The sequence below is a fragment of the Sphingopyxis microcysteis genome, assembly GCF_012274265.1.
GTDB classification, from domain to species: Bacteria; Pseudomonadota; Alphaproteobacteria; order Sphingomonadales; family Sphingomonadaceae; genus Sphingopyxis; species Sphingopyxis microcysteis.
Genome location: NZ_JAANYY010000003.1, coordinates 32,874 through 58,290, shown reverse-complemented (window position 1 = coordinate 58,290; position 25,417 = coordinate 32,874). Strand labels below are relative to the sequence as shown.

Genomic DNA, 25,417 nt, shown 5'->3' with positions numbered 1-25,417 from the left:
CGGGCTGGCCCGCTCCCTTCCTGCATATTCCTTGGGGACTTTCACCATGACCAAGCGGCCGATCTTCGCCAGCCTGCTTCTTCTCAGCTCCGCGCTCGTTGCGCCCGCTGCGCTCGCGCAGGACGCCAGCGCCGAACCCGCCGCCGATACGCCGACCGCCGCCGACGAGCCGGTCGCCGACGAAGCTGCGGCGCAGGACGAGGATGGCGACATTTCGATCCCTGGCGGCGCCGACCAGGAAATCGTCGTCACCGGCCGCTACACCCCCAATATCGTCCGCGCGACCCCCGAAGTCGTGTCGGTGCTGTCGTCGGCCGACATCGCGCGTACCGGCGAGGGCGATATTTCGGGCTCGCTCCAGCGCGTCACCGGCCTGTCGGTCGTCGGCAGCGGCTTCGTCTATGTCCGCGGCCTTGGCGACCGCTATTCGCTCGCGCTTCTGAACGGTTCGCCGCTGCCCAGCCCCGAACCGCTGAAGCGTGTCGTTCCGCTCGACATCTTCCCCTCGAACGTCATCGATTCGACGCTGGTCCAGAAAAGCTATTCGGCGAACTTCCCCGGCGAATTCGGCGGCGGCGTGATCAACCTCACCACCAAATCGACCCCGCGCGAACCCTTTCTGACCTTCAGCGGCGGCATCGGCTGGGACAGCGAGACGACGAACGAGCTCGGCTATACCTATTATGGCAGCGATACCGACTGGACCGGTTTCGACGACGGCACTCGCGACGTGCCGCCGCTGCTGAAAGCCGCCTTTGCCAGCGGCAAGCCGATCCTCGAGGGCGCCGATTACAGCCAGGACGATCTGGAAGCGATCCAGATGGAGCTGGTCAACGCCGAAACGACGCTGCTGCAACAAAATAACCATATCCCGGTCAATTGGTCGGCGGGGATCACCGGCGGCACGACGATCTCCTTTGCCGATGGCGAGTTGGGGATCATCGCGACCGCGGGGATCAGCAACAAATGGCGCACCCGCGACACGTTGCAGCAGACCTCGCTCAACCTCGACCTCGCGGGCGATCCGCAGACCAGCTACAACCGCGTCATCACCGACAATCGCATCGTCGTGAACGGCCTGATCGGCTTCGGGCTCGAACTCGGCGATCACAAGCTGCGGTGGACCAACCTTTATATACGCGACACGTTGAAGCAGGCGCGGCTGGGGCTCGGGACCGACGCGAACCAGGTCGGCCGCGACATCATGAAGCAGGACACCGCCTGGTACGAACGCCAGCTGATCAATACCCAGCTGGTGGGCGAATTCCAGTTCGACGCGCTGAAACTCGACCTGCGCGGCGCCTATGCCAATTCGCAGCGCGAAGCGCCCTATGAGCGCGGCTTTACCTATGTCCGCACCAATCTGCCGACGACGCAGGATCCGACCGGTGACAAGTTCGTCAACGATCTCGGCGGCAACCGCGGCGATGCGACGATCGCATTTTCGGACCTCAACGAAAATCTGTGGTCGGGCGGCGTCGATCTGTCGTACGAGCTGGCACCGCAGATCACCGCGACGGTCGGCTACGCCTATACCGACACCAGCCGCACCGCGGTGCGCCGGGCGTTCCAGTTCCGCGCCCCGGGGCTGCCGGTCGCGGTGACGCAGCTCCGCCCCGACTATCTGTTGTCCGACGCGACGATCCAGCTTTACGACATCACCCTGCTCGAAACCTCGGCGCAGGACGGCACCGCCGCCTTTGACGCCGGGCTGACGACGCACGCCGGCTATGCCCAGCTGCAGGCCGAACTTGTGTCGGGGATGAACGTCAATGTCGGCATCCGGTACGAAGATGCCAAACAGACCGTCGTGCCGATCGACCTGTTCGGGTCGGGCGGCAGCGCGATCGCGCAGACCAACCTGAACAACAGCTATTGGCTGCCCGCGGTCACGCTGACCTGGGAAGTCGCGCCCGATATGCAGGTGCGCATGAACGCATCGAACACCATCGCCCGGCCGCAGTTCCGCGAGCTGATCGCGCAAATCTATCAGGATCCTGAATCGAACCGCCAGTTCCGCGGCAACCCGTCGCTCAGCGACAGCGAGCTGTGGAACGCCGAGCTGCGTTACGAATGGTATTTCGCCAAGGATCAGCGGCTGACCGCGGCGGGCTTCTTCAAAAAGATCGAAAACCCGATCGAAGCCTATACCTCGCTCAGCACCGATTCGGTCGCGAACACCAGCTTTGCCAATGCCCCCAAGGCATTGCTCTATGGCGGCGAGATCGAGGTGCAGAAATATTTCGCGCTCGACACGCTGTCGGATGCGGCCTTCTGGGCCAGTCGCCGGCTGGTGCTGATCGGCAACTACACCTTTACGAAGTCGGAGATTCAGGTCGGCGCGGGCGACACCACCGTCATCAACGGCGTGGTGCAGGATGCCCGCAACTTCTTCTTCGACGGATCGCCGTTGACCGGCCAGTCGGACCATCTGATCAACTTCCAGATCGGGCTCGAAGATCAGGACAAATTGTCGCAGCAGACGATCCTGGTCACCTACGCCAGCCCGCGCGTCACCAGCCGCGGTCCGTCGGGGCAGCCCGACATCCGCGAAAAGCCCGGCATCTCGGTCGATTTCGTCGCGCGGCAGGGGCTGAGCCTGCTGAACAAGGAGATCGAACTGAAGTTCGAGGCGCGCAATCTGACCGGGCGCAAATATCAGGAAGTGCAGGAAAGTGGCGACAACCGCATCTTCCTTAACCGCTATAAACTCGGGCGGACTTTCTCGCTCAGCGCTTCGCTGAAGTTCTGACGGGTGTATTGGCCCCTCCCCTTCAGGGGAGGGGCAACGAAGACTTGGCAGCTTGCTGCCTAGTCGTAGTGGGGTGGGGGCCCGCGGCCTTGCGCAAGGTCGCTGGCCCCCACCCGCTGCGACTAGCGAACAAGTTCGCAAGTCTCGCTGCCCTCCCCTGAAGGGGAGGGCGTTCATGCGTCGATCTCGCCGCACCGGACTCGCCCGTCCGTCAAAAAACTGTAATCTCCCGGTCAACTGATTGTCACCAACCGCCCCTAGGCGATTCGTGAGACCGCTTTTCAGTTGGGGGACAGGGAAGAATAATGGCGACGCTGATGTCCGGATCGGCTGTTCGGTTGCCCCGTGCGCTGCCTTCCTGGCTGCGCGCAGGCAAGCGCTCGCCGCGCGAGATCGGGCCGATGCTGCTTGTCGGCCTGCTCGGCGGGCTGCTCGTCTGGCAACTCGTCCGCCTGCTCTGGACCGTCATCACCCCCTTGTCGCCGCTCGGTGCGTGGCAACCGCAGGCGGCGGTCATCGCCTCGCCCGCCGAACGGCGGGCGCTGTTCACCAGCCTCGATCCCTTTTTCCGCAGCAACGCTCAGGGTGCGGCCACCGCGACCGTGACGTCGGCGGGGCTGACGCTGTTCGGGATCAACCTCAACGAGGCGACGGGCGGCGGCTCGGCGATCATCGCGGGCGAGGATGGCGTGCAGACAAGCTATGCCGTCGGCGACGAGATTGCGCCGGGATTGAAGCTCGCCGGTATCGCCTTCGATCATGTCCTGCTCGATCGCGGCGGAGCCCGCGAAAGCCTGTTCCTCGACCAGAGCGGCGAGGCGCCGGTCGCCAATCCGGCCACGCCGCTCCCCGCCCCGACGCCCGAAATCGGGTCTGTCGCCGCCACCGGCACCAGTGCCAGCGGTGAAATGTCACCCGAAAGTCTGAAGGCCGGGGTCGGCTTTGCGCCGCGCGCCGAAAACGGCCGCGTCACCGGGCTGGTCGTTCAGCCGCAGGGCGACGGCGCAGTGTTCCGCGCCGCGGGGCTGCGCCCGGGCGATGTCATCCGCTCGGTCAACGGCCGTCCGATCGGGTCGGCCAGCGATGCCGCGTCGCTCGCCAACCAGATCGCGCCCGGTGCGCGCATCTCGCTCGAAGTCGAACGCGGCGCCAGCGTCGTTCCCGTCGCCATCTTTCTTTCGAAATAGGTTTTATGCGTTTCAAACTGTCCCTGATGCTCGCCGCCGCGCTCGTATCCGCCGCTCCGGTACCGGCATCCGCCCAATATACGCTCAACGTCCGCGACGCCGATATCCGCGCCTTTATCCAGGACGCGGCGCGGATCACCGGGCGCACCTTCGTCATCGACGGGCGCGTCAACGGCAAGGTGTCGGTCGTCACCGACCGCCCGCTGTCGCGCAGCGAATATTTCGAGATTTTCCTGTCGACCCTGCGCTCGAACGGGCTCGTTGCCGTCCCCGGACCCAATGGCAGCTACCGCGTCCAGCCGATCGACGGCGCCGCGGCGCAGCCGGGCCGCATCGGCAGCGGCGGCGCGGCGCAGAACCAGTTCGTCACCGAAATCATCCGTCTCCGGCATATCGACGCGGTCGCGGCGGTCGAAACCCTCCGCCCGCTGGTCAGCGCGCAGGGCTCGCTGACTGCGAACCGCAACGCCAACAGCCTCGTCGTCGCCGACTTCGCCGACAATATCCGCCGCATCCGCGCGCTCGCCGCCAGCATCGATCGCGACAGCTCGACCAGCCAGATCGTAACGCTCAAAAACGCCGGGGCGCGCGAAATTGCGGCGGCGCTGACCGCGCTCGTTCCCGCGGCGGGCGAGGGCGCGCGCGCGCCGCTCGCGATCGTCCCGATCGACAGCAGCAATGCCATCGCGCTTCGCGGCGATCAGGCGCTCGTCGCGCGCTTCGTGTCGATGGCGAACGACCTCGACGCCAAGGCGGCGGGCGGTACCGAGCTTCGCGTCTATTGGCTCGAACATGCCAATGCCGAAACGCTGCTGCCGACGCTGCAACAGCTGATCGGCGGCGGCAGCGATCCGGCGCAAAAAGCAGGCCTGCCGCCCGCGTCCACATCCTCATCCGGCGACGGCAGCGCCCCCGTCGCCGCGGCACCGGCGCAGCCAGCATCGGTCGGGGGAGGCGGCAGCGGCAGCATTTCGACCCGCGGCCCGGCGATCGTCACGCGCTACGAAGGCGCCAACGCGATCATCGTCGCGGCGAACAGCGAAGTGCAGCGCATGCTCGGCGAGCTGATCCGCCAGCTCGATGCGCGGCGCCAGCAGGTGCTGGTCGAGGCGATCGTCGTCGAAATCGGCGACGATGCGGCGAAGCGCCTCGGCGTCCAGTTCCTGCTCGGCGGCAAGAATATCCCGTTCGTCGCGACCAGCTACAGCAATGCGTCGCCCAATATCCTGACGCTCGGCGGCGCCTATGCCGCGAACCAGCTGTCGCAGGAAACGACGACGGTCAACGGCAACACGACGGTCACGCAAACGAACAGCTCGCTCGGCAACAGCCTGCAGGAGGCCGCTGCAGCGTCGCTGTTGCAGGCGACCGGCGGCTTCGCGGGTTTCGCGGGCGACATCGGCAAGAACACGATCTTTGGCGCGATCATCAACGCGGTGAAATCGGACACGACGTCGAACCTGCTCGCAACCCCGCACATCGTCACGCTCGACAATCAGGCGGCGAAATTCCTCGTCGGGCAGGACGTCCCGATCACCACCGGCGAAAAGCTCGGCACCAATTTCGAAAACGCCTTCCGCACCGTCCAGCGCGAAGAGGTCGGGATCAAGCTGGAGGTGACGCCGCAGGTCAACGGCGCGGGCGAGGTGAAGATGTTCCTGCGCCAGGAAGTGTCGAGCGTCGCCGGGCCGGTGTCGTCGCGCAACAGCGACCTCATCCTCAACAAGCGCGCGTTCGAAACCGTGCTCACCGTCGACGATGGCGAAATCCTCGCGATCGGCGGGCTGCTCAACGATGACGAGCGCAAGACGATCGAACGCATCCCGCTTTTGAGTGACATTCCGCTGCTTGGCGAATTGTTCAAATCGCGCAGCCGCACCCGGTCGAAGACCAACCTCATGGTTTTCATCCGCCCGACGATCCTGCGCAATCGCGAGGATAATGCTGCACTGACCGCGCGCCGTTACGGCTATATCCGCGACTTCCAGCTCCAGCGGAACCCGGACGAGGAGCCCGCGATCGATACGTTGGTGCGCGACTATCTGGGCGCCGTTCCGCCGGTCCCGACCGAGGCGACCGCCGCCGACATCACCGTCGGCCCGGTCAACCTGCCCGAACTGCGCGGTCCCGATGGCCGCGTCATCTCGACCGACGTGCCGCCGTCGGTTTCGCAGGCGCCCGCGCCGCCGCCCGGAGACTATCCGTGACCGACATCGAACCGGCGGCGCCTCCCCCGGCGCCGGTTGATATTCCCTACGGCTTCGCGCGCAGCCATGGCGTCGTGATTGCGCCGGATGGCGAGGGCCGCTGGCTCGCAACGCTGCGCGAAGGCAGCGATCCGGCGGTGCTGATCGAGGTCAAGCGCTATCTCGCGCAGCCGCTGCGCGTCGCGACCGCGGGCGCCGCCGATTTCGACCGGCTGCTCTCCGACCATTATGCCGTCGACAGCTCGGCGGCGGCGATGGCGGGGTCGCTCGATGGCAGCGACCTCGAACTCGGCATCCCCAGCGCCGAGGATCTGCTCGACAGCGCCGACGACGCCCCCGCAATCCGCCTGATCAACGCGATCATCGCCGAAGCGGTGCGCCAAGGCGTCAGCGACATTCATATCGAGCCCTATGAAAGCGGCCTCGTCGTCCGCATGCGCACCGACGGCGTGCTGCGCGAACATCTGCGCATGCCGCCGCATGTCGCCCCCGTCGTCGTCAGCCGTATCAAGGTGATGGCGCGGCTCGACATCGCCGAACGCCGCGTGCCGCAGGACGGCCGTATCGGGCTGACGCTCGCGGGCAAGGCGGTCGACGTCCGCGTCTCGACGCTCCCCAGCCGCGCGGGCGAGCGCGTCGTGATGCGTATCCTCGACAAGGATGCGGCGGGGATCGACTTCGACGTCCTCGGCCTGTCGGGCGCCGCCGACCAGATCTTGCGCGAAGCGCTCGCCGAACCCAATGGAATCATCCTCGTCACCGGCCCGACCGGCTCGGGCAAGACGACGACGCTCTACGCGGCGCTCAAGCAGCTCAACGACGGCCAGCGCAATATCCTGACCGTCGAAGACCCGGTCGAATATGCCGTCGACGGCGTCGGCCAGACGCAGGTGAACGCCAAGGTCGGGCTCGATTTCGCCGCGGGCCTCCGCGCGATCCTGCGCCAGGATCCCGATGTCGTGATGGTCGGCGAAATCCGCGACCGCGAAACCGCCGACATCGCGGTGCAGGCCTCGCTCACCGGCCACCTCGTCCTCTCGACCGTCCACACCAATGACGCCGTCGGCGCAATAACGCGCCTTAAAGACTTGAAAGTAGAACCTTTTCTTCTCGCCTCGACGCTCCGCGCGGTGATCGCGCAGCGCCTTGTGCGCAAACTTTGCGACAATTGCCGCGAACCGGTTCAGGCCGACAACAGCATGGCCGCGATCCTCGGGCTCGACATCGGCACGGTGATCTGGCGCCCCAAGGGCTGCGACCAGTGCGGCAGCACCGGCTTCAAGGGCCGCATCGGCGTGTTCGAGGCGATCAAGGTCGACGAGACGGTGCGCCGCTACATCTACAACGGCGGCGACGAGGCGATGATCGCCAAGCACGCCTTCCTGAAAGCGCCGACGCTGGCGTCATCGGCGCGCGCGATGGTCGCCAAGGGGCTGACCACCGCCGAGGAAGCGATCCGCATCGCGCGGCGCGAGGAAATCGATGCCTGATTATCGCTATGTGGCGATCGACAGCCAGGGCCGCGAGCGCAAGGGGCGGCTGACCGCCGCCAATGACGATGCAGCCCGCGCCGACCTCGTTCGCCGCAAATTTCATATCGTCGAAGTCGCGGCGGCGGGCGCGAAACCGGCGGCGGGGCGTTCGCTCTTTGCCTTTCGTCGCACGCGATTGTCGTCGAAGGAACTCGCGCTCTTCACGCGCCAGCTCGCGACGCTCGCCGAAGTCGCGCCGCTCGAGGAAGCGCTGCGCACGCTGACGCGGCAGAGCGAGGCGGAAAAGGCGCGTGCGGTGATCGGCGACGTCCACGCCGGACTGCTCGAAGGCCGGCGCCTCGCCGATGCTATGGCGCGCCAGCCGTCCAGCTTTCCACCGCTTTATCGCGCGATGGTCGCGGCGGGGGAAACGACGGGCAGCCTGACGACGATCCTCGCGCGCCTCGCCGATCTGCTCGAACGGCAGGCCGAGGTCCGCGGCAAGCTGATCGCCGCACTCGCTTACCCGATCGTGCTCGCGGTGGTCGCGATCGGGGTCGTCGCGGCGCTGATGATCTTCGTCGTCCCGCGCGTCGTCGAACAATTCACCGACACCGGCCAGCAACTGCCGTTCCTGACGCGCGCGGTGATCGCAATTTCCAGCTTTGCCGCGAACTGGTGGTGGCTGATCGCGCTGCTCCTTGTCGCAGGCAGTTTCGGCTGGGCGGCAGCGATGCGGCGGCCCGCGTTCAAGGCGCGGGTCGATGCGCGGCTGCTGCGCCTGCCGCTCCTCGGCCGCTTGCTCCGCGATCTTTATGCTGCGCGCTTTGCCCGCACCCTGGCGACGATGGTGTCGAGCCGCCTGCCGCTCGTCGAGGGGCTGCGCCTGACGCTCCCGACGATCCGCAATGCTGCGCTCGCAGGCGCGACCGCGGCGATCGTCGATCAGGTCCGCGCGGGCGGCAGCCTGTCGGCGGCACTCCGCGACGCCGGGGTCTTTCCGCCGCTTCTCGTCTATATGACCGCCAGCGGCGAAAGCGCCGGACGGCTCGAGCAGATGCTCGAACGCGCGGCCGATTATCTGGAGCGTGAATTCGACCGCTTTACCGCGGCATCGATGGCATTACTCGAACCTGTCATAATAGTCCTTATGGGGTCGTGCGTCGCCCTCATCATCCTCGCCATCCTGCTTCCGATCCTTCAGTTGCAGAACCTTGCCGGAATATAATAAATGTCGCTGATGCAGCTTTTGATCCGCCTGATGCTCGATACCTCCTTTTCCGGCGAAGGCCGCGCACCGGTCCGCCGTCGCCGCAAGAAGGACGAGCGCGGCTTTACGCTCACCGAACTGATGGTCGTGATCTTCATCATCGGGCTGCTCGCGACCGTCGTGATGATCAACGTCCTGCCCAGTCAGGACCGGGCGATGGTGACCAAGGCGAAGGCGGATATTGCGACGCTGGAAAGCGCGCTCGAACAATATCGGCTCGACAATCTGACCTACCCCGCCTCGACTGACGGGCTGAATGCGCTGTCGACCCCGCCGCCCTCGCTCGCACAGCCCGAACGCTATCGCCGCGGCGGCTATATCAAGAAGCTGCCCGCCGATCCGTGGGGGCGCCCCTATAATTATCAGGCGCCGGGGCCGAACGGGAAGGCGTTCGACGTCTGGTCGCTCGGCGCCGACGGCGCGCCCGGCGGGACCGACGACAATGCGGATATTCGCGCCGACAGCTGAGACGCGTCCGCGTCCCCACGCCAACGGCTTTACCCTTGTCGAACTGATGGTCGTGCTCGCGATCATGGCGCTCGCCGCGACCGCGGTCGTGCTCACGCTTCCGGGCGAGGAACGCAGCGTGCGCAGCGAAGCCGACCGGCTCGCCGCGCGCCTCGCCGCCGCGCGCGATGTCGCGGTGATCGAAGGGCGCAGCGTCGCGGTCAATTTCGCGCCGTCGGGCTATGGCTTCGAACGGCGGATTGCCGGTGAATGGCAGGCGCTGCCCGGACGCGCCTTCGAACAGCGCAACTGGCCGGGCGATGTCCGGTTTTCGGCGGGTGATGGCCGCGGCGCGGCGCGCATATTGTTCGACCGAGTCGGTATCAGTCCGACCCCGCAGGCGGTCGTGCTGACCGGCGGCGATGCGCGCGAGATCGTTCGCGTCTCGGCGACGGGGGAGGTCAGCCGTGGCCAGTGAACGCGGCCAGACCCGCGACAGCGGCTTCACCCTGCTCGAAATGCTCGTTGCGCTTAGCGTCATCAGCATCGCCGCGCTCGCTTTGGTCCGGCTCGACGCCTATGCGGTGCGCACCGCGGGCGACCTTGATGAAAGCACGATGGCGGGTATCGTCGCGCAAAATCGCGCCGTCGAACTGTGGACCGACCCCGCGCCGCCGACGATCGGCAACAGCGCGATCGGGGTGGCCAATGCGGGGCGCAACTGGCGCGTCGAACAGCGCGTCGCGCGAACCGCCGACGACAGCCTGCTGCGCATCGACCTCACCGTCCGCCCCGAAAGCGGGCGCGGGCAGGCGGTGCTGACGATCATCCGGCCGTCGCGATGAGATTGCGCGCCGTCCCCCTATTTCCGTTCGCCCTGAGCCTGTCGAAGGGCCGTTCGTTCTCTGCGAGGTCGAGAAGGAAGGACGGTGCTTCGACAAGCTCAGCACGAACGGAGGTGGGGGCATATCCGAATGGCTTCACCCTCGTCGAAATGCTCGTCGCGCTGTCGATCTTTGCCGCGATCGCGGCGATGGGCGTCGGGCTCTTGCGCAGCAGCGTCGACACGCAGGATGCGGTCCAGGAACGGCTGAAGGCGATGGGCGGGGTCAACCGGCTCCGCGCCGTGATGGCAAACGATCTCGCGCAAGCGGTGCAGCGCGCGACGCGTGGTCCGGCGGGCGAGGCGGTGCCGGCCTTCATTGGTTCGTCCACCGGCTTTGCCTTTGTCCATGGCGGTGCCGGGTCACTCGATGGATCGCCGCGGCCTACGGTCGAGCGCGTTGCCTATGCGCTGGTGGGCGGCGAGTGGCGCCGCGCAACGCAGCCGAGGCTCGACGGCACGGCGCTCGGCGAGGGCGACCGGTTGATCGGCGATGTCGCTGGCGTGACCGTGCGATACCGCGACGAGCGCGGCAATTGGGGCGACAGCTGGACGTCCGAGCCCGGCGACCGTTTGCCGCGCGCGGTCGAGGTGCGCGTGGCGCGCCGCGGGCGCGAGGCGCTGACGATGCTGTTCCTGACCGCGCCAACGCTACCGCCGCCGCCCGTCGCCGAAAGCGCGGCGCCATGATGCGCCGCGCGCCCGGCGAGCGCGGCGCCGCGCTGCTCACCGTCTTGCTGCTGGTCGCGGTGATGGCGGTCATCGCGGCGACCGCGCTCGATCGCCTGACGCTCGCGACGCGGATCGCGGGCAGCGCGGCGACGGTCGATCAGGGCCGCGCCTACAGCTTCGCCGCCGAACAGATTGCGCTGCGCCGCGTCGCCGATCTGGTCGGGCGCGATCCGGCCAAGCTGACGCTGGCGGGCGATTGGCTGGGGCGCGATTTCGTCCTGCCGCTGCCCGGCGGCGAGGGGCGGGCAAAGCTGGCCGATGCCAATAATTGCTTCAACCTCAACAGCCTCGTCGCTGAAACCGCGCCGGGACGCTTCAGCCAGCGGGCGGGGTCGATGCGCCAGTTCGGCGAGCTGATGACGTTGCTCGGGATCGATGCGGGGCAGGCACAGGCGATCGCCGGTGCGGCGGCCGACTGGATCGACAGTGATAGCAACGAAGGCCCGCTCGGCGCCGAAGACAACGCCTATCGCGCGATGCCGGGGGTCTATCTGCCCGCAAACCGCAAGATGGCCGATGTCAGCGAGCTGCGCGCGGTGCGCGGGGTCAGCCCGAAAATCTATGCGCAGCTGAAACGCTGGATCTGCGTCTTGCCTGCGACCGAGCCGGTGCGGCTCAACGTCAACACGCTGGCGCCCGAGCAGGCGCCGCTGATCGCGATGCTGCTACCCGGCGAAATCACGCTTGGCGACGCGCGGGCGGCGCTGGCGGCGCGTCCCGCGGGCGGCTATGGCAGCAGCGTGCGATTCTGGGAGGCGGCGCCGTTCGAAGGGTTCGACCCGCCGACCGACGTTGCCGAGCAGGCCGGGGTAACCAGTCGCTGGTTGAGCCTGACGACGAATGTGACGATGGGGGACGGGTTTTTGACGGCAGTTTCGCTCATCGACGCGAATGGCGGTGCGCCGTCGGCCGGGCTCGCACCGCCGACGGTCGTGCGGCGCGATTGGGGTGAAGCCGACTGATATGAGCGCGACGCTGGTTCTTTGGCTGCCCCCGGTGGCGGCGCTGGGCGATGGAGACGCGCCCGATCCCGCGTGGCTGCGGATCGACGATGGCGTGATCGTCGATTCGGGGCAGGACGACGGCTGGGTCGATGCGTGGGAAAAGCCGCAGAGCGATGATGCCGACGACCGGCTGATAGCGCTGGCCCCTGCGTGCGATGTGCCGCTTCGCTGGATGGCCTATCCCGAAGCCGCGCCCGCGCAGGCGATGGCGGCGGCGCGGATCGACGCCTTGAAAGCCAGTCTGGGCGATGCGGCGTTGCTGCACGTCGTCGCGGGACAGCCGGTTGAGGCGGGTCAGGCCGCGCCGGTCGCGGTGACGACGCATGCGGCGATGACCGCGTGGACCGACTGGCTGGCCTCGCGCCGCCTGTCGCCCGCGGCGATCATTCCCGCCGCCGCCGCGGTGCCGCCGCCCGAACCCGACGGCCTGTGGTCGGCCGAGGTCGGCCGCGAACAGATCATCCGTTCCACCGACCGCGCCTATGTTTCCGACCCCGAACTCGATCCGCTGATCGCGGGCGGTCACGCAATCGCGCCGCTCGATGCCGAACGGATGCGCGACGCGCTGCTCCTGACACTCGCGGCGCCCCCGCTCGACCTGCTGAGCGGCGCTTGGAAGCCGCGGCGCAGCTGGTCGTTCGACCCGGCGTTGGTGCGGCTGGCCAAGCGGCTGGCGATCGCGCTGCTCGTCGTCAGCCTGCTGGTCCCGATCATCCATGCGTTTCGCTTGTCGCGCGACAGCAGCCGCGCGGATGACGCGGTCGTCGCGATGGCCAAAAAGGCGGGCGTCACCGCGCCCGACGCGACAGCGGCGGAGGCCGAACTCGACCGGCGTCTTGCGGCGGCGGGTGGCGGCCCGCTGGCCTTTTCGGTCCCCGCTTCCGCACTCTACGACGCGATGCGCGATGCGCCGGGGGTTACGCTCAAGACGCTGTCGCACCGCACCGACGGGACGCTGACGACGACGCTCGCCGCACCGCGCGTCGAGGACATTAATCCGGTGCTGCTCGCGCTGCAGGCGCGCGGCTATCGCGTCACCGCGCAGCCGATGGCGGGCAGCGACGGCCAGCAGATGGCGAATATCACGATCCGGGCGGTGCCATGACCGAACGACTCCAAAATTGGTGGATCGGGTTGTCGCAGCGCGAACGCTGGCTGGTCGGGATCGCGGGCGTGCTGGCGTTCGGCGTCCTCATCTGGGGTCTTGGCCGGCCGGCGGTTGCGGCGTTCGTCGATCTGGAAACCCGACATCGCGCCGCGATCGAACGTGAAGGTCGCGTCGCCGCCAAGGTGCAATTGCTGGCACAGCGCCCGGCGACATCGGTGGCGACGGCGGTCGGTGCCGTCACGATCGACCAATATCTCGCGCAATCGGCGGGCGAGATCGGGCTGACGCTCGACCGTAACGAGGCGCGCGGACAAGGGCAGGCGACAATCGCAATCGCCACAGCGCGCGCGCCGGTCTTGACCGACTGGCTCGCGTCGCTTGAGGGGCAGGGGTTTGTCATCGACCAGCTGACGATCACCCCCGCCGCCGACGGCACCGTCGGACTGACGGCCGAACTTCGGAAGGGTGGCCAATGAGCGTAGGGCAACGCTGGGGCGTCGCGGTGCTATTGCTGGCGCTCGTCCTGATCGTCGCCACCTTTCCGATGCGGCTCGCGCTCGCATGGTCGGGCGCCACTGACGCCGGGGTGACTGCGCGCGAGGTGCGCGGGTCGGTGTGGGCGGGCGAGCTGGTCGACGCGCGCCTGGGCGCGTTGCCGCTGGGCACCGTGCAGGCCAGCCTGTCGCCGCTGGCGCTGCTTGGCGGCGATACCGAACTTGTCTTTTCGCGCGCCGACCAGCGGCTCGGCGCGCTCGCGGGGCGGCTGCACGGCAGCAACCCGCGCGGGGTATCCGACGTCAACGGGACGACGACAATGTCGGGTGGGCTTGGAATGATCCCCGTGGACACCATCCGGTTCGAAGGCGCAACATTGCGGTTCGACGCGCGCGGCCGGTGCACCAGCGCCAGCGGACGCATTCAGCTGGCGGTCAGCGCGCCGATCGCGGGGCTCGACCTGTCGCGCGGGCTGGCGGGCCCGCTCAGCTGTGCGAACGGCCGTGCGCAAGCGGCACTGGCCAGCCAGTCGGGGATGGAACGGCTGACCTTGTCATTCGACGGCAGCGGCGCTTATCGCGCCCGGTTGGCGATCAACGTCGATCGCGATCCGGCGATGGCGGCGGCGCTGGCGACGCTGGGCTTCAAGGCCGGTTCGGGCGGTTTCGTACTGGCGACGACGGGTCGCTTCTGACGTGACGGCCCTCGATGCCTTGCCCTTTGGCATGGGCGTCGGGTTCGCCGTGCTGATCGGGCTGGTCCTCGGCAGTTTTGTCGCGACATTGGTGCTGCGCTGGCCTGTGGGGCGTTCGGTGCTGGGGCGCTCGCAATGCGACGGGTGCGGGCGGCCGCTTGGCATCGCAGAGCTTGTGCCGCCGCTTTCGGCAATCCTGGCACGCGGACGTTGTCAGAAGTGCCGCGCAGCGATCGATCCTTTCCACTGGCGAGTGGAATTGGGGTCGGCGCTGATCGGCGGAATTGCGCTGATGATCATGCCGGGGACGTCCGGCTGGCTGTGGGCGCTGTTCGGCTGGCTGCTGCTGCCGCTCGCGCTCCTCGATGCCCGCCACTTCTGGCTTCCCGATCGGTTGAGCGCTTTGCTGGCGGTGGTGGGGTTGCTGCTGGCGGGCCCGCTGCTCGATGCGTCGTTGCTCGACCGCTGGATCGGTGCGCTCGTCGGCGGAGCGGTGCTCGCGCTGATCGCCTGGGCCTATCGCCGCGCGCGCGGTGGGGACGGCATGGGCGGCGGCGATCCCAAGCTGGTGGCGGCCATCGGCTGCTGGATCGGCTGGCAGGCGCTGCCGCTGATGCTGCTGCTCGCCAGCCTGTGCGGCATCATCTGGGCGCTGATCGTCCAACGAAAGGGGGACCAGCCGCTGGTTCAGCGACGGGTCCCCTTCGGTGTCTTTGCTTGCGCCGCCGCTTTCGCGACGGTGCCGCTATGGCCGCTGATCAGCGCCCGATGACGACGGTCACCGCGCGGCGGTTCTTCGCATAGGCTTCTTCGGTCGAGCCGAGTTCGGCGGGGCGTTCCTTGCCATAGCTGATGACGCTGATCCGCGAGGGATCGATGCCCAGCGAGGCGAGATAGTTTTTCGCTGCATTGGCACGGCGTTCGCCGAGCGCGATATTATAGTCGCGGGTACCGCGTTCGTCGGCATGGCCCTCCAGCGTGACGCGCACCGCGGGGTTGCGCTGCAACCACTGCGCCTGCGTCTGCAACGTCGCCATGTCCTCGCTGTCGACATTATATTGGTCAAAGCCAAAGAAAATGCGGTCGCCTTCCAAGCCGACGCTCGCCAGGAAATCTTCCTGCGACCCCGGAATCACGCCGGTGCCCGTATCGGTTCCGGTATCGGTGGCGGTGCCTTCGGGGACAGGGGGCAGCGTATCGGGCGCTTTTTTTGCGCAGGCGCCAACGGCAAGCATGGTGATCGCCGCTATCATTGCGGTGCTCTTGCGTATCGTCATGTCGTCTGTCCTTTTGTTGTTGCTCGAAAAATCTCGTTTCGGCCCATTTTGCCGCCATTTTATGCCATTATGGGAACCCGGATGGCCGATTTTGGTTCCGCTTTGCTTACGGCAGCACCGGCCCCCAGCTGGGATCCGATCCGTCCTGCGGGGTGGGCAGGCGGCGCAGATTGACGCCGGTCAAGTCGACCTGCCACAGGCTTGACTTGCCTTCGCGCCCCGGGGTGGTGCGGAAAAACTGGATGACGCGGCCGTTCGGCGACCAGGTCGGCGCCTCGTCCTGCCAGCTGTTGGTCAGCATCCGGACGCTGCCGCCCGACGGGGTCATCACCCCGATGCGGAATTCGCCGCCGCCCATGCGGGTAAAGGCGATCAGGTCGCCGCGCGGCGACCATTCGGGGGTCGCGGCGCGTCCGCCGCCAAAGCTGATCCGCTGCTGGTTCGACCCGTCGATGTTCATTGTATAGACTTGCTGGCTGCCCGACCGGTCGCTTTCGAACACGATCTTGCGTCCGTCGGGCGAGAAGCTGCCGCCGACATCGATCCCCGGGGTACTGGTCAGCCGTACCGGGGTGCCGCCGTTCGCCGAGATGCGATAAATGTCGGTGTTGCCGCCGACCGCCATCGAATAGAGGATCTGGGTGCCGTCGGGCGACCAGCGCGGCGCAAAGGTCGCGTTGCCGCTTTCGGTGACCAGCTTCTGCGATCCGCTGGCGACGTCGTAGATAAAGACGCGGACGCGGTTGTTCAGATAGGAAACATAGACGATCTTTTTGTAATCGGGCGAGAATCGGGGCGAAATGGCGAGCGCCTGCCCGTTGGTGATGAAGCGGTGGTTGCCGCCGTCGCTGTCCATGATCGCCAGCCGCTTGATGCGGTTCCCCTTGGGGCCGCTCTCGGCGATATAGGCGACGCGGCTGTCGAAAAAGGGCGCCTCGCCCGACAGGCGCGAATAGATGGCATCGGCGCACTTATGCGCGGCGCGGCGCCAGTCGCCGGGCTGGATTTCGAACCCTTTGCGCACCAGCTCGCTGCCGAGCGCGGTGTCGTAGAGGTAACAGCCGACGATCAAGCTGCCGTTCGAACCGGCATCGACGAAGCCGTGGACGACATTTTCGGCGTTGCGCGCCTGCCAGTCGGCAAAGCGCGGCGCCTGCACCTCGGCGCGCGTGATCGCGCGGACGCCGCTGGGGCCAAAGGGATCGTAGAGGCCGCTGCGTTCAAGGTCGGCGGCGATCACTTCGGCGATCTGGCGGCCTAGGCTGTCGGTGCGCAGCCCCGCGACGGTCTGCACCGATGAGGTGGCGAGCGCCGGGATAGCGATGACGGTGCGGTCCTGCGACAGCGTGCCTTCGATCGTTTCGCGCGGTTCGGTGGGCGTCACCGCTGGCGGGGTGGGGGCGGTCTGCGCAAGCACCGGGGCGGTGGTCATGAGCAGCGCGAGCGAGAGGCCGATCGGGCGAAGGAACATGTCTCTTACCTCTTGATGAAATCGAGCGTGTAATTCTGCCAGAAGCTGTAATTATCCTCGGGCAGATCGAAAGGTGCGGCAAGTTCGACTGCGCGTTTGGCGCACTCCTGGTGCCGCTGAATCTGGAATTTGTTGCTGTCGTTTTCGCCCGACGTCGTGACGCTGGTGAACCCGGCGAGGGCGCCCGACTGGGTCAGGCGGAATTTGACGACGGTCTTGAGCTGATCGACATCGACGCCGGAGATGCGGCACCCGTTCCAGCGCGGCGCGACGGCCGACTTGATGCTGACGTCGATCGAGCGGCGCACCTCGGCCGCTGTCGCAGCGGCAGGCGCGCCCTTGCTCGCCGGGGTCTTGGGCTGCGATTTCGAGAGCCCTTCGGCGATTCCGTCAAGGCGCCCGGTCGGGCGCGCGGGGCGATCTTTGGCCGGGGGCGCCTTGGGCGCGGCCTTGGGCTGCGCCTTCGCGGCGGCGGGCGGGGTTTGCTTGGGCTGCGCCTTCGGCCGCGCGACCTGTTTCGGAGTCGGGGCGGGCGTCGGGCGGACGATCGGTTCGGGCAGCGGCGGCGCGGGCGTCGGTTCGGGCGCCGCGATGTCGGTCATATCCTCTTCGCCCAGCCGCGCCGCGGGCGGGGTTTCGCTGATCACCGGCGCGGTCGATTGCACCGCAGTTTCGGCAATCAGGTCGACCTCCATCGGCGGATTGTCGAATCGGCGCTCGCCCGCGGTCCACTGGACGGAAAGAAGGCCGATGATCACGACATGCGCCGCCACCGCGATGGCAAAGCCGCGTCCTTCCTTTCCCCCCAATGCCCGTGCTGCGGCCATGATGCGACCCTATTGCCCCGTTTCTGAACCGTCGGTGACCGCGGCCTCGGCGGTCGGTGCGGCTTCGGCAGCACCCTCCGCGCCCGTAGTCACCAGCGAAATGCGCGTCAGTCCGGCGCGATTGAGTTCGCCCATCACGCGCATCACGCGGCCATAATCGAGCCCCTTGTCGGCGCGCAGCATGATCTGGCGCGGCTTGTCCTCGCCCTGGCGCTCGCGCGCGATGGCGTCGAGACGAGCGGGAAGTTCGGCCTCGGGCACCACCTCTTCACCGATATAGAGCGTGTCGTCGGCGTTGATCGACAGCTGGACCGGCTCCTGCTCCTCGGTCTCGATCGGCTTGGCGCGGCTTTCGGGCAGGTCGATCGGCACCGCCGAGGCCAGCAGCGGCGCGGTGATCATGAAGATGATCAGCAGCACCAGCATGACATCGACGAGCGGGGTGACGTTGATGTCGGCGATCGGGGCGCGGCGGCCGCCGCGACCGCGCCGCCCGCCGACACCGCCCGAGGGACCGGTCATGCCCATCAGGCGTCGACCTCCAGCTCGCGGCTGAAGGTCGCGTGCAGCCCGTCGGCAAAGCGACCGAGGCGCGATTCAAGGCGGTTCAGCCGCTGCGAGAAACTGTTGTACGCGATCACCGCCGGGATCGCCGCGAACAGGCCGATCGCGGTCGCGAACAGCGCCTCGGCGATGCCCGGCGCGACGACCGCCAGGCTGCTGTTGTTGCTGGCGGCAATCGCGGTGAAGCTGCGCATGATGCCCCACACGGTGCCGAACAGCCCGACGAAGGGCGCGACCGAGCCGATGGTTGCCAGCGTCCCGATCTTGTCGGCCAGCCGGTCGACTTCGCCCGCGATTGCCGAGTTCATCGCAATGCCCAGCCGTTCGCGCGTGCCGTCGCGGTCGATGGTCTTGCCCTTGGTCGAGCGGCGCCATTCGCTGATCCCGGCGCTCAGCACCTTGGCGCTCGGCAGATCCTCGCCGCTGTTCTTGTCATAAAATTTGTCGATATTTTCGGCACGCCAGAAATCGCGCTCGAAATTTTCCGACGCCCGCATCAGCTTCCCGACCCCGCGCCCCTGGGTGAAGATCACCGCCCAGACATAGATCGACGCGAGCAGCAGCCCGATCATCACCGCCTTCACAATGATATCGGCCTGCAGGAACAGCGCGACCGGGGAAAGGGTCGCCGCGTCGGCGGCCAGCGAGATATTGTCTAGCAAGGGATTTTCTCTCCATTCATGATGGCGGTAAAGCGGTCGGCCCATCCCGCGGGCTGGCGGCGCGGCCGACCCTCGGGCGACAGGAAGGCGGCGGTGACTTGCCCGTCGGTCAATGTCTCGCCGCTTAACGTATCAGTTCCGCGAAGGATGCGCTGTGCGATAATGACGCTGGCGCCGCGCACCGCTTCGACGGTGCTGACCACCAGCAGGTCGTCGTCGAGCTTTGCGGGGCGGCGATATTTGATCGCGAGGTCGGTGACCGCCCAGCTGCCGTCGCCCGCGTCCATCGCGGCGCGCTGGTCGATGCCCGCGATCCGCAGCATGTCCGACCGCGCGCGCTCCATATAGCGCAGGTAATTGGCGTGATAGACGATGCCGCTGAGGTCGGTATCCTCGAAATAGACGCGCGCCCGGTAATGATGCTCGGCCCCGACGAAGGCGCCGGGGACAAAAGGAGGCGGGGTGTTTACCATGGCCTTGATCGATAGCCGCCCTTCGACTCGTCGCAAACCCCTAACCAACGGTTCGTCGCAGATGGGGGCCATTTGGTGGGAGATGATGGCGGAAATCCGCGCCATTCTTCTGAGGCTCGCGCCCCTGCGAAGGCAGGGGCCCATCACCGGTCGTTGCGGACTACCCCGCCGTTCGTGCAAGGGCGCGACATCCGGTGATGGGCCCCTGCCTGCGCAGGGGCACGGTCACTTACCGTTATCGAACAATCCGTCCTGCGACCCCGCCGGCGGATTGAGCCCCAGATGCTTCCACGCGCTGGCGTTCAGCATGCGCCCGCGCGCGGTGCGCGCGATCAGGCCGACTTGCAACAGATAGGGTTCGATCACATCCTCGATCGTGTCGCGCGGTTCGGACAGCCCCGCCGCCATCGTCTCGACCCCGACCGGCCCGCCGCGATAGATGTCGGCGATCATTGTGAGGTAGCGGCGGTCCATCGCGTCGAGCCCAAGCGCATCGACTTCGAGCCGGTTGAGCGCGGCGTCGGCGGCCTTGGCATCGACGATCGCATGCCCCGCGACCGTTGCGAAATCGCGCACCCGCCGCAGCAGCCGCCCCGCGATGCGCGGCGTCCCGCGCGAGCGCTTGGCGATCTCCAGCGCGCCATCGGGGGCGATCGGCAGCGCCAGCAGCCGCGCGGCACGCGTGATGACCTGTTCCAGCTCGCCATGCGTGTAGAAATTGAGCCGCACCGGAATACCGAAACGGTCGCGGAGCGGCGTTGTGAGCAGGCCTTGTCTGGTCGTCGCGCCGACCAGCGTAAATTTGGGCAGGTCGATCCGCACCGACCGCGCAGACGGACCTTCACCGATCATGATGTCGAGCGCGCGGTCCTCCATCGCGGGATAGAGGATTTCCTCGACCGCGGGCGACAGGCGGTGGATTTCGTCGATGAACAGGACGTCGCCGTCCTCGAGATTGGTGAGCAGCGCGGCAAGGTCACCTGCCTTCGCGATCACCGGGCCGCTGGTCGAACGGAACCCGACGCCGAGTTCGCGCGCGACGATCTGCGCCAGCGTCGTCTTGCCGAGCCCCGGCGGGCCATAGAACAGCACATGGTCCAGCGCGTCAGACCGCGATTTGGCGGCTTCGATAAAGATGCGCAGATTCTCGCGCGCCGCCGCCTGCCCGACGAATTCGGCGAGCGTCTTGGGCCGCAGCGCGGCGTCGGCATCCTCGGGGGTGCGATTGGGGGTGGTGAGGTCGGTCAAGTCAGCATCCCAGTTGCGCCGCCAAATCGGTCAGGCTGTCGGCGCGATACTCCCAATCCTGCGCCGCGTCGGCGTCGGGGGCGCGGGCGCCGCCATATTCCATCGGCCGGTCGATATAGGCGGCCATCAGCCCGCAGCCACGCGCCGCCGCAAGGTCGCTGTGATGCGAAGCGACAAGGCAGAGCTCCTGCGGCGCGAGCCCCAGCGCGTCGGCGGTCGCCAGATAGGCGGCGGGTTGCGGCTTGTACGCGCGGGCATATTCGGCGCCGAGGATCGCGTCCCACACCAGCCCCGCGCGGCGCGCCATATCGACCATCAACGCGACATTGCCGTTCGACAGGGTGACAGCGGGGAAGGCCGTGCGCAGCCGCGCGATCCCGGCGACGCTATCGGGCCAGGGATCGAGCCGGTGCCATGCGTCGGTCCAGTCGCCGAGCAGCGCCGGGTCGAGCGACGCGGGGTCGATGTCCAGATCGCGCAGCACCGCTTCGAGCATTTCGCGGTGCAGGATGTCGAGCTTGACGAACCCCCGCTGCCCGCCGCTGACCGCCGCCATCGCGGGCAGGTAGCGGCGCCGCCACTGATCGGCAAAATCATGCGGGTCGATGTCGGCACGGTCGATCCGGGCAAGGAAGATCGCGGACTCGCGGGCGATGCTGCTGCGCCAGTCGACGACGGTGCCGAAGACGTCGAAGGCGAGGGCTTTGGGGCGGTGGCAGGCGTCAGGCTCAGTCATGATGCTCTATTGCCTCGCCGCTGATCGAAACCCAAGGCTCCTTGCGGTCCTCGTACACCGAATAATCGGGAACGAAGCCGTGGCCGGGTTCGAAATTGCCGAGCGGGATGGCGAAAGCGTCGTGATGGGGCCGCGCGCGGTACCAGACGCCCGATCCGCAGGTGACGCAGAAAAAGAAGTCGGCAGTGTGACCGCTGTCGCCAGTATATTGCCACATCCGCGCATTTGTCTCGCCCTCGATGCGGACCTGCTCGGCAGGAAAACGGACCTGCGCAGCAAAGGCACTGCCGCTCCGCGCCTTACACTCGCGGCAATGGCACACCGACACGCGGATGGGTTCGCCGGTGCAGGCGATGCGGATATGGCCGCAGCGGCAGGATGCGTGGCGGGTGGGGGTGGTCACTTTGCCGCCTTCTTAAGCGCCACGCGCACCAGCGCATCAAGGCTCGCTCCCGCGCCCAGTTCCTCGCTCGCTGCCGCAACTGCAGCGCTGGCTTCGCCGGGTTTGAAGCCGAGGCCGGTGAGGGCGGTGACGGCGTCGGCGAGGGGGCCGCTGGTGGTGCCCCTGGCCGGACTCGAACCGGCGATCCCGCCAAGCGCGCCCGCCTTGTCCTTGAGTTCATGCGCGATCCGCTGCGCCAGCTTCGGCCCGACTCCGTTCGCGCGCGCGATCATCGCGCTGTCGCCGCTCGCCAGCGCGCGTTGCAAATCGCCGATTTCGAGCGCCGAGAGGATCGCGAGCGCGACCTTGGCGCCGACCCCCTGCACGCTCGTCAGCAGGCGGAACCAGTCGCGTTCCTCGGCCTTGGCAAAGCCGAGCAGGCGCAGGAAATCCTCGCCGACGAGCATTTCAGTGTGGATGGTGACGTCGCCGCCGATGGCGCCGAGCGCATCGAGCGTGCGCGCCGATGCCTCGACCAGATAACCGACGCCGCCGACGTCGATCACCGCATGGCCTGCGCCGCTCGAATCCAGCCGCCCCGTTAGTTTCGCGATCATGGTCCGTGCCTAGCGCGGCGGGAATGAAAAGGGAACAAAATTGGTTCGCACGAAGACACAAAGACACAAAGAGGGCAGTTCGGGCCGATAGGCCCTTTTCTCCTTCAGCCTCTTTGTCTGCCGCAACGATAGGGGAGAAAAGCCGCTTCGCGGCAAATGCGACCTCTTCGTGTCTTTGTGTCTTCGTGCGAAACTCTTAAACACGCGGCCGGTGGTTCGCGTGGCAGATTGCCACCGCCAGCGCATCCGCCGCGTCCGGTCCCGCGACCTTCGCGCCCGGGAGCAGCACGCGCAGCATCGCCTGCACCTGTTCCTTCGCGGCGCCACCGGTGCCGACGATCGCTTTTTTGACGAGGCGCGGGGCATATTCGGCCACGGCCAGCCCACCGCGCGCGCAGCCGAGCAGGACGACGCCGCGCGCGTGCGCGAGTTTCAAGGTCGATTGCGGATTGTCGTTGACGAACACTTCCTCGACCGCGGCGTGGGTCGGGGCGTGGTCGGCGATGACCGCCGCCAGCACCGTGTCGAGATGGGCGAGGCGGTCGGGCAGGGGCGCCTTGGCGTCGGTCTTGATCTGGCCGTTCGCGATGTGGCTGATCCGGCTGCCCTCGACGCGGATGATGCCCCAGCCGGTGCAGCTGAGCGAGGGGTCGAGGCCGAGGATGATCATATCTTTAGCCCCTCCCCTTCAGGGGAGGGGTTGGGGTGGGGGCTGTCGAGGTTGCGCGAGGCCGATGGCCCCCACCCCCGACCCCTCCCCTGAAGGGGAGGGGAGAAATGGTTCACCCCAATTTCTCCATCACCGCATCGGGAATCTCGTAATTGCCCCACACGGTCTGCACATCGTCGTCGTCATCGAGCGTGTCGATCAGCTTGAACAGCGTCTGCGCGATGGCTTCGTCGGCGACTTCGCTCTTCAGCGTCGGGCGCCACGCCAGCTTCACGCCCTCAGCCTCGCCCAGCTTCGCTTCGAGCGCCTTGGCGACTTCGTGCAGGCTGTCGACGCTGGTCCAGATGTCGTGGCCGTCCTCGGACGATTCGACGTCGTCGGCGCCAGCGTCGAGCGCGGCTTCGAACACCGTGTCTGCGTCGCCGGCGCTCGCGGCATAGTTGATCAGGCCCAGCCGGTCGAAGCCGTGGCTGACGCTGCCCGACGTCCCGAGGTTGCCGCCATTCTTGCTGAACGCGGTGCGGACGTTGGTCGCTGTGCGGTTGCGGTTGTCGGTCAGCGCCTCGACGATCAGCGACACGCCGCCGGGGCCATAGCCTTCGTAGCGGATTTCTTCATAGTTATCGCCGTCGTTGCCCGCGGCCTTGTCGATCGCGCGCTGGATATTGTCCTTCGGCATCGACTGCGCCTTGGCGGCATTGACCGCCGCGCGCAGGCGCGCGTTCGCGTCGGGGTCGGGCAGGCCCATCTTCGCCGCCACGGTGATTTCGCGGCTGAGCTTCGAAAACAGGCTGCTGCGCTTTTTGTCCTGCGCACCCTTGCGGTGCATGATGTTCTTGAATTTACTATGGCCGGCCAAGCCACCCTCCATCGGTCAATTTGAAAGCTGGCGCCGCCCTACAGCGGCGGCCCCCAAGAGACAACTGCGTCAGATGACGACCGCGGTTCCCGACGCACTGACCATCAGCATCGACCCGTTCTGGCCAAGCACTTCATAATCAAGGTCGACGCCGACCACCGCATTGCCGCCGAGGCGGGCCGCTTCGGCTTCCATCTCGGCGATCGCTTCCTTGCGGGCGCGGGCGAGGACGTCCTCATATTTGCCCGACCGGCCGCCGACGATGTCGGTGATGCTGGCAAACAGGTCGCGGAACAGGTTGGCACCGACGATCACTTCACCGGTGACGATGCCCAGATATTCGCGGGCCGGCCGGCCTTCGATCGTATTGGTGGTGGTGCTGAACATAAACTGCTTTTCCTCGCACTGGCTGATTGTATCTAAAGCCGTATAACGAAAGAAATCGACATGGGGAGGACACATTGTCGAAAGTTTCGGAACCGGCGTTGCCGGGCCTGATTGGCGAGCTGTTTCTTGATGTTGATGACGCGATGTCCCGGCAAACTCAGGCGGATACCCCTGTGAACCGGCGCGGGTTGGTGCGCACACTCATTGCTGCTGTCGAAGGGCTCGCATGGCTGTATCGAGAGGATGTGATGGCAGCCGCCGAAACGATGGGACTGATTTCGGAAAATGAGCGCCGCGCCCTTTCTGAAACGACCTATTTTGTAAGTGAGGACGGAAAGATTTCTGAGCAGCGCCGGTTCATATCGACCACGGCGATGGTCCGTTTGACTGCTCGACTTGCTGCCAAATGCGCATTGGGTGACCAGCCCAATTTTGGTGTCGAAGGCTGGGCGAACTTGAAACAAACGATTCAGCTGAGGAACCGGATAACGCACCCGAAAGCCGTGACCGATTTGACAGTTTCGGCTGAAGACATCACCCGCGCAAGATCGGCGTTCTTCTGGTTTTCCGAGCTCATGGTGAGCGAGATGGCACGAACGAACGATACGCTCCGCGATTATTCAAAGCGTTTAGGGGACGTTATCCGATTGCTGGAGGTCGGCGACGAAGCTGCACTGACACTTTACCGCCGACTTCAGGAAGGTGATTAGGCGAGGCCCAAAGCGGCTTTGTAGACGTCCAGAACGGCTTCCATTTCCATTCGATCATCTCTGGACATTTTCCGCAGCTTGATGACCTGGCGCATGATCTTGGTGTCGTAACCCTGCGATTTCGCTTCGTTATAGGTGTCGCGAATGTCGTCGGCGACGCCTTTTTTTTCTTCTTCCATCCGTTCGATGCGCTCGATGAAAAGGCGCAGTTGTTCGTCGGATACGGTGGCTTCGCTCATTTTGGGCTCCGGTGATTGGGATGATGCGGCGCGAGAATCGCGGC

At 66.6% G+C, this 25,417-nt stretch carries 29 protein-coding genes; 15 read left to right on the top strand and 14 right to left on the bottom strand.

Annotation, left to right across the window (positions count from 1 at the left end):
• Positions 1-46 precede the first annotated feature (46 nt).
• The 14 genes from G9408_RS08005 (at position 47) to G9408_RS07940 (ending at position 15,023) form a co-directional block, all read left to right on the top strand.
• Positions 47-2,752, top strand: a complete 2,706-nt coding sequence (locus G9408_RS08005; RefSeq protein ID WP_168453540.1) for a TonB-dependent receptor domain-containing protein — start codon at positions 47-49, stop codon at positions 2,750-2,752.
• Between the two features lie 305 nt (positions 2,753-3,057).
• The gene (locus G9408_RS08000) at positions 3,058-3,939 is read left to right on the top strand and encodes a type II secretion system protein N (protein WP_168453539.1); all 882 of its coding nucleotides are present in this window, start codon (positions 3,058-3,060) and stop codon (positions 3,937-3,939) included.
• 5 nt (positions 3,940-3,944) lie between these two features.
• Complete coding sequence (gspD, locus tag G9408_RS07995) at positions 3,945-6,146, top strand: type II secretion system secretin GspD (protein WP_168453538.1); 2,202 nt, start codon at positions 3,945-3,947, stop codon at positions 6,144-6,146.
• Positions 6,143-7,636, top strand: coding sequence for a GspE/PulE family protein (locus tag G9408_RS07990; protein WP_168453537.1), 1,494 nt, complete (start codon positions 6,143-6,145; stop codon positions 7,634-7,636). Before gspD ends, G9408_RS07990 begins: the two co-directional genes overlap by 4 nt.
• A complete protein-coding gene (gspF, locus tag G9408_RS07985) occupies positions 7,629-8,846 on the top strand; it encodes a type II secretion system inner membrane protein GspF (RefSeq protein WP_168453536.1) in 1,218 nt (405 codons plus the stop codon). The genes G9408_RS07990 and gspF overlap by 8 nt, the downstream gene beginning before the upstream one ends.
• Positions 8,847-8,849: 3 nt before the next feature.
• Positions 8,850-9,356, top strand: coding sequence for a type II secretion system major pseudopilin GspG (gene gspG / locus G9408_RS07980; RefSeq protein ID WP_168453535.1), 507 nt, complete (start codon positions 8,850-8,852; stop codon positions 9,354-9,356).
• On the top strand, positions 9,331-9,813 hold the full coding sequence (locus G9408_RS07975; protein WP_168453534.1) for a GspH/FimT family pseudopilin: 483 nt from the start codon (positions 9,331-9,333) through the stop codon (positions 9,811-9,813). Before gspG ends, G9408_RS07975 begins: the two co-directional genes overlap by 26 nt.
• Positions 9,803-10,180: a type II secretion system minor pseudopilin GspI gene (gene gspI, locus G9408_RS07970; RefSeq protein WP_328804418.1), complete on the top strand. Its 378-nt coding sequence runs from the start codon at positions 9,803-9,805 to the stop codon at positions 10,178-10,180. Before G9408_RS07975 ends, gspI begins: the two co-directional genes overlap by 11 nt.
• 113 nt (positions 10,181-10,293) lie before the next feature.
• Complete coding sequence (gene gspJ, locus G9408_RS07965) at positions 10,294-10,908, top strand: type II secretion system minor pseudopilin GspJ (RefSeq protein WP_328804417.1); 615 nt, start codon at positions 10,294-10,296, stop codon at positions 10,906-10,908.
• Positions 10,905-11,912 (top strand): type II secretion system minor pseudopilin GspK, encoded by a 1,008-nt coding sequence (gene gspK, locus G9408_RS07960; RefSeq protein WP_235957626.1) that lies wholly within the window; start codon positions 10,905-10,907, stop codon positions 11,910-11,912. Before gspJ ends, gspK begins: the two co-directional genes overlap by 4 nt.
• Before the next feature lies 1 nt (position 11,913).
• Positions 11,914-13,059, top strand: coding sequence for a type II secretion system protein GspL (gspL, locus tag G9408_RS07955; protein WP_168453531.1), 1,146 nt, complete (start codon positions 11,914-11,916; stop codon positions 13,057-13,059).
• Entirely contained in the window at positions 13,056-13,538 is a 483-nt protein-coding gene (gene gspM / locus G9408_RS07950; protein WP_168453530.1) for a type II secretion system protein GspM, read from the top strand. The genes gspL and gspM overlap by 4 nt, the downstream gene beginning before the upstream one ends.
• Positions 13,535-14,251 (top strand): type II secretion system protein N, encoded by a 717-nt coding sequence (gene gspN, locus G9408_RS07945; RefSeq protein WP_168453529.1) that lies wholly within the window; start codon positions 13,535-13,537, stop codon positions 14,249-14,251. Before gspM ends, gspN begins: the two co-directional genes overlap by 4 nt.
• A 1-nt stretch (position 14,252) precedes the next feature.
• A complete protein-coding gene (locus G9408_RS07940) occupies positions 14,253-15,023 on the top strand; it encodes a prepilin peptidase (RefSeq protein WP_328804416.1) in 771 nt (256 codons plus the stop codon).
• Here G9408_RS07940 and pal read toward each other — a convergent pair.
• The 13 genes from pal to G9408_RS07875 all read right to left on the bottom strand — a co-directional run bounded on the left by pal (position 15,010) and on the right by G9408_RS07875 (position 24,424).
• Positions 15,010-15,528, bottom strand: a complete 519-nt coding sequence (pal, locus tag G9408_RS07935; RefSeq protein ID WP_210423289.1) for a peptidoglycan-associated lipoprotein Pal — start codon at positions 15,526-15,528, stop codon at positions 15,010-15,012. The genes G9408_RS07940 and pal overlap by 14 nt on opposite strands.
• A 106-nt stretch (positions 15,529-15,634) precedes the next feature.
• A complete protein-coding gene (gene tolB, locus G9408_RS07930; RefSeq protein WP_210423288.1) occupies positions 15,635-16,999 on the bottom strand; it encodes a Tol-Pal system beta propeller repeat protein TolB in 1,365 nt (454 codons plus the stop codon).
• Between the two features lie 5 nt (positions 17,000-17,004).
• Positions 17,005-17,826 (bottom strand): hypothetical protein, encoded by an 822-nt coding sequence (locus G9408_RS07925; protein WP_168453528.1) that lies wholly within the window; start codon positions 17,824-17,826, stop codon positions 17,005-17,007.
• A 9-nt stretch (positions 17,827-17,835) separates the two neighbouring features.
• The gene (gene tolR / locus G9408_RS07920) at positions 17,836-18,354 is read right to left on the bottom strand and encodes a protein TolR (protein WP_168453527.1); all 519 of its coding nucleotides are present in this window, start codon (positions 18,352-18,354) and stop codon (positions 17,836-17,838) included.
• Positions 18,354-19,052: a protein TolQ gene (gene tolQ / locus G9408_RS07915; protein WP_168453526.1), complete on the bottom strand. Its 699-nt coding sequence runs from the start codon at positions 19,050-19,052 to the stop codon at positions 18,354-18,356. The genes tolR and tolQ overlap by 1 nt, the downstream gene beginning before the upstream one ends.
• Complete coding sequence (locus tag G9408_RS07910; RefSeq protein WP_168453525.1) at positions 19,046-19,525, bottom strand: YbgC/FadM family acyl-CoA thioesterase; 480 nt, start codon at positions 19,523-19,525, stop codon at positions 19,046-19,048. Before G9408_RS07910 ends, tolQ begins: the two co-directional genes overlap by 7 nt.
• Positions 19,526-19,750: 225 nt before the next feature.
• Positions 19,751-20,773: a Holliday junction branch migration DNA helicase RuvB gene (ruvB, locus tag G9408_RS07905; protein WP_168453524.1), complete on the bottom strand. Its 1,023-nt coding sequence runs from the start codon at positions 20,771-20,773 to the stop codon at positions 19,751-19,753.
• Position 20,774: 1 nt separating this feature from the next.
• A complete protein-coding gene (locus G9408_RS07900) occupies positions 20,775-21,509 on the bottom strand; it encodes a haloacid dehalogenase type II (protein ID WP_168453523.1) in 735 nt (244 codons plus the stop codon).
• Positions 21,502-21,912 (bottom strand): GFA family protein, encoded by a 411-nt coding sequence (locus G9408_RS07895; protein WP_168453522.1) that lies wholly within the window; start codon positions 21,910-21,912, stop codon positions 21,502-21,504. The genes G9408_RS07900 and G9408_RS07895 overlap by 8 nt, the downstream gene beginning before the upstream one ends.
• The gene (gene ruvA, locus G9408_RS07890) at positions 21,909-22,508 is read right to left on the bottom strand and encodes a Holliday junction branch migration protein RuvA (RefSeq protein WP_168453521.1); all 600 of its coding nucleotides are present in this window, start codon (positions 22,506-22,508) and stop codon (positions 21,909-21,911) included. The genes G9408_RS07895 and ruvA overlap by 4 nt, the downstream gene beginning before the upstream one ends.
• A 196-nt stretch (positions 22,509-22,704) precedes the next feature.
• Positions 22,705-23,178, bottom strand: coding sequence for a crossover junction endodeoxyribonuclease RuvC (gene ruvC, locus G9408_RS07885; protein WP_168453520.1), 474 nt, complete (start codon positions 23,176-23,178; stop codon positions 22,705-22,707).
• A gap of 112 nt (positions 23,179-23,290) precedes the next feature.
• Entirely contained in the window at positions 23,291-24,037 is a 747-nt protein-coding gene (locus G9408_RS07880; RefSeq protein WP_137870317.1) for a YebC/PmpR family DNA-binding transcriptional regulator, read from the bottom strand.
• A 69-nt stretch (positions 24,038-24,106) separates the two neighbouring features.
• The gene (locus G9408_RS07875) at positions 24,107-24,424 is read right to left on the bottom strand and encodes a heavy metal-binding domain-containing protein (protein WP_168453519.1); all 318 of its coding nucleotides are present in this window, start codon (positions 24,422-24,424) and stop codon (positions 24,107-24,109) included.
• Positions 24,425-24,498: 74 nt separating this feature from the next.
• Between G9408_RS07875 and G9408_RS07870 the strand changes: the two genes are divergently transcribed.
• On the top strand, positions 24,499-25,134 hold the full coding sequence (locus G9408_RS07870) for a hypothetical protein (RefSeq protein ID WP_168453518.1): 636 nt from the start codon (positions 24,499-24,501) through the stop codon (positions 25,132-25,134).
• On the opposite strand, the gene G9408_RS07865 is transcribed toward G9408_RS07870, so the two are convergent.
• On the bottom strand, positions 25,131-25,373 hold the full coding sequence (locus G9408_RS07865) for a DUF2312 domain-containing protein (protein WP_168453517.1): 243 nt from the start codon (positions 25,371-25,373) through the stop codon (positions 25,131-25,133). The two genes, G9408_RS07870 and G9408_RS07865, sit on opposite strands and share 4 nt — an antisense overlap.
• Positions 25,374-25,417: the final 44 nt, after the last annotated feature.

Bases quoted from the DNA above. Each gene is read 5' to 3' on its own strand.
- ruvA (WP_168453521.1), bottom strand. From the start codon at position 22,508: ATGATCGCGAAACTAACGGGGCGGCTGGATTCGAGCGGCGCAGGCCAT.
- G9408_RS07865 (WP_168453517.1), bottom strand. From the start codon at position 25,373: ATGAGCGAAGCCACCGTATCCGACGAACAACTGCGCCTTTTCATCGAG.
- G9408_RS07900 (WP_168453523.1), bottom strand. From the start codon at position 21,509: ATGACTGAGCCTGACGCCTGCCACCGCCCCAAAGCCCTCGCCTTCGAC.
- gspK (WP_235957626.1), top strand. From the start codon at position 10,905: ATGATGCGCCGCGCGCCCGGCGAGCGCGGCGCCGCGCTGCTCACCGTC.
- G9408_RS07975 (WP_168453534.1), top strand. From the start codon at position 9,331: ATGCGGATATTCGCGCCGACAGCTGAGACGCGTCCGCGTCCCCACGCC.
- gspN (WP_168453529.1), top strand. From the start codon at position 13,535: ATGAGCGTAGGGCAACGCTGGGGCGTCGCGGTGCTATTGCTGGCGCTC.
- tolR (WP_168453527.1), bottom strand. From the start codon at position 18,354: ATGGGCATGACCGGTCCCTCGGGCGGTGTCGGCGGGCGGCGCGGTCGC.
- ruvC (WP_168453520.1), bottom strand. From the start codon at position 23,178: ATGATCATCCTCGGCCTCGACCCCTCGCTCAGCTGCACCGGCTGGGGC.
- pal (WP_210423289.1), bottom strand. From the start codon at position 15,528: ATGACGATACGCAAGAGCACCGCAATGATAGCGGCGATCACCATGCTT.
- G9408_RS07925 (WP_168453528.1), bottom strand. From the start codon at position 17,826: ATGGCCGCAGCACGGGCATTGGGGGGAAAGGAAGGACGCGGCTTTGCC.
- gspF (WP_168453536.1), top strand. From the start codon at position 7,629: ATGCCTGATTATCGCTATGTGGCGATCGACAGCCAGGGCCGCGAGCGC.
- gspL (WP_168453531.1), top strand. From the start codon at position 11,914: ATGAGCGCGACGCTGGTTCTTTGGCTGCCCCCGGTGGCGGCGCTGGGC.
- G9408_RS07875 (WP_168453519.1), bottom strand. From the start codon at position 24,424: ATGTTCAGCACCACCACCAATACGATCGAAGGCCGGCCGGCCCGCGAA.
- gspG (WP_168453535.1), top strand. From the start codon at position 8,850: ATGTCGCTGATGCAGCTTTTGATCCGCCTGATGCTCGATACCTCCTTT.
- tolB (WP_210423288.1), bottom strand. From the start codon at position 16,999: ATGTTCCTTCGCCCGATCGGCCTCTCGCTCGCGCTGCTCATGACCACC.
- G9408_RS08000 (WP_168453539.1), top strand. From the start codon at position 3,058: ATGGCGACGCTGATGTCCGGATCGGCTGTTCGGTTGCCCCGTGCGCTG.
- gspD (WP_168453538.1), top strand. From the start codon at position 3,945: ATGCGTTTCAAACTGTCCCTGATGCTCGCCGCCGCGCTCGTATCCGCC.
- G9408_RS08005 (WP_168453540.1), top strand. From the start codon at position 47: ATGACCAAGCGGCCGATCTTCGCCAGCCTGCTTCTTCTCAGCTCCGCG.
- gspM (WP_168453530.1), top strand. From the start codon at position 13,056: ATGACCGAACGACTCCAAAATTGGTGGATCGGGTTGTCGCAGCGCGAA.
- G9408_RS07910 (WP_168453525.1), bottom strand. From the start codon at position 19,525: ATGGTAAACACCCCGCCTCCTTTTGTCCCCGGCGCCTTCGTCGGGGCC.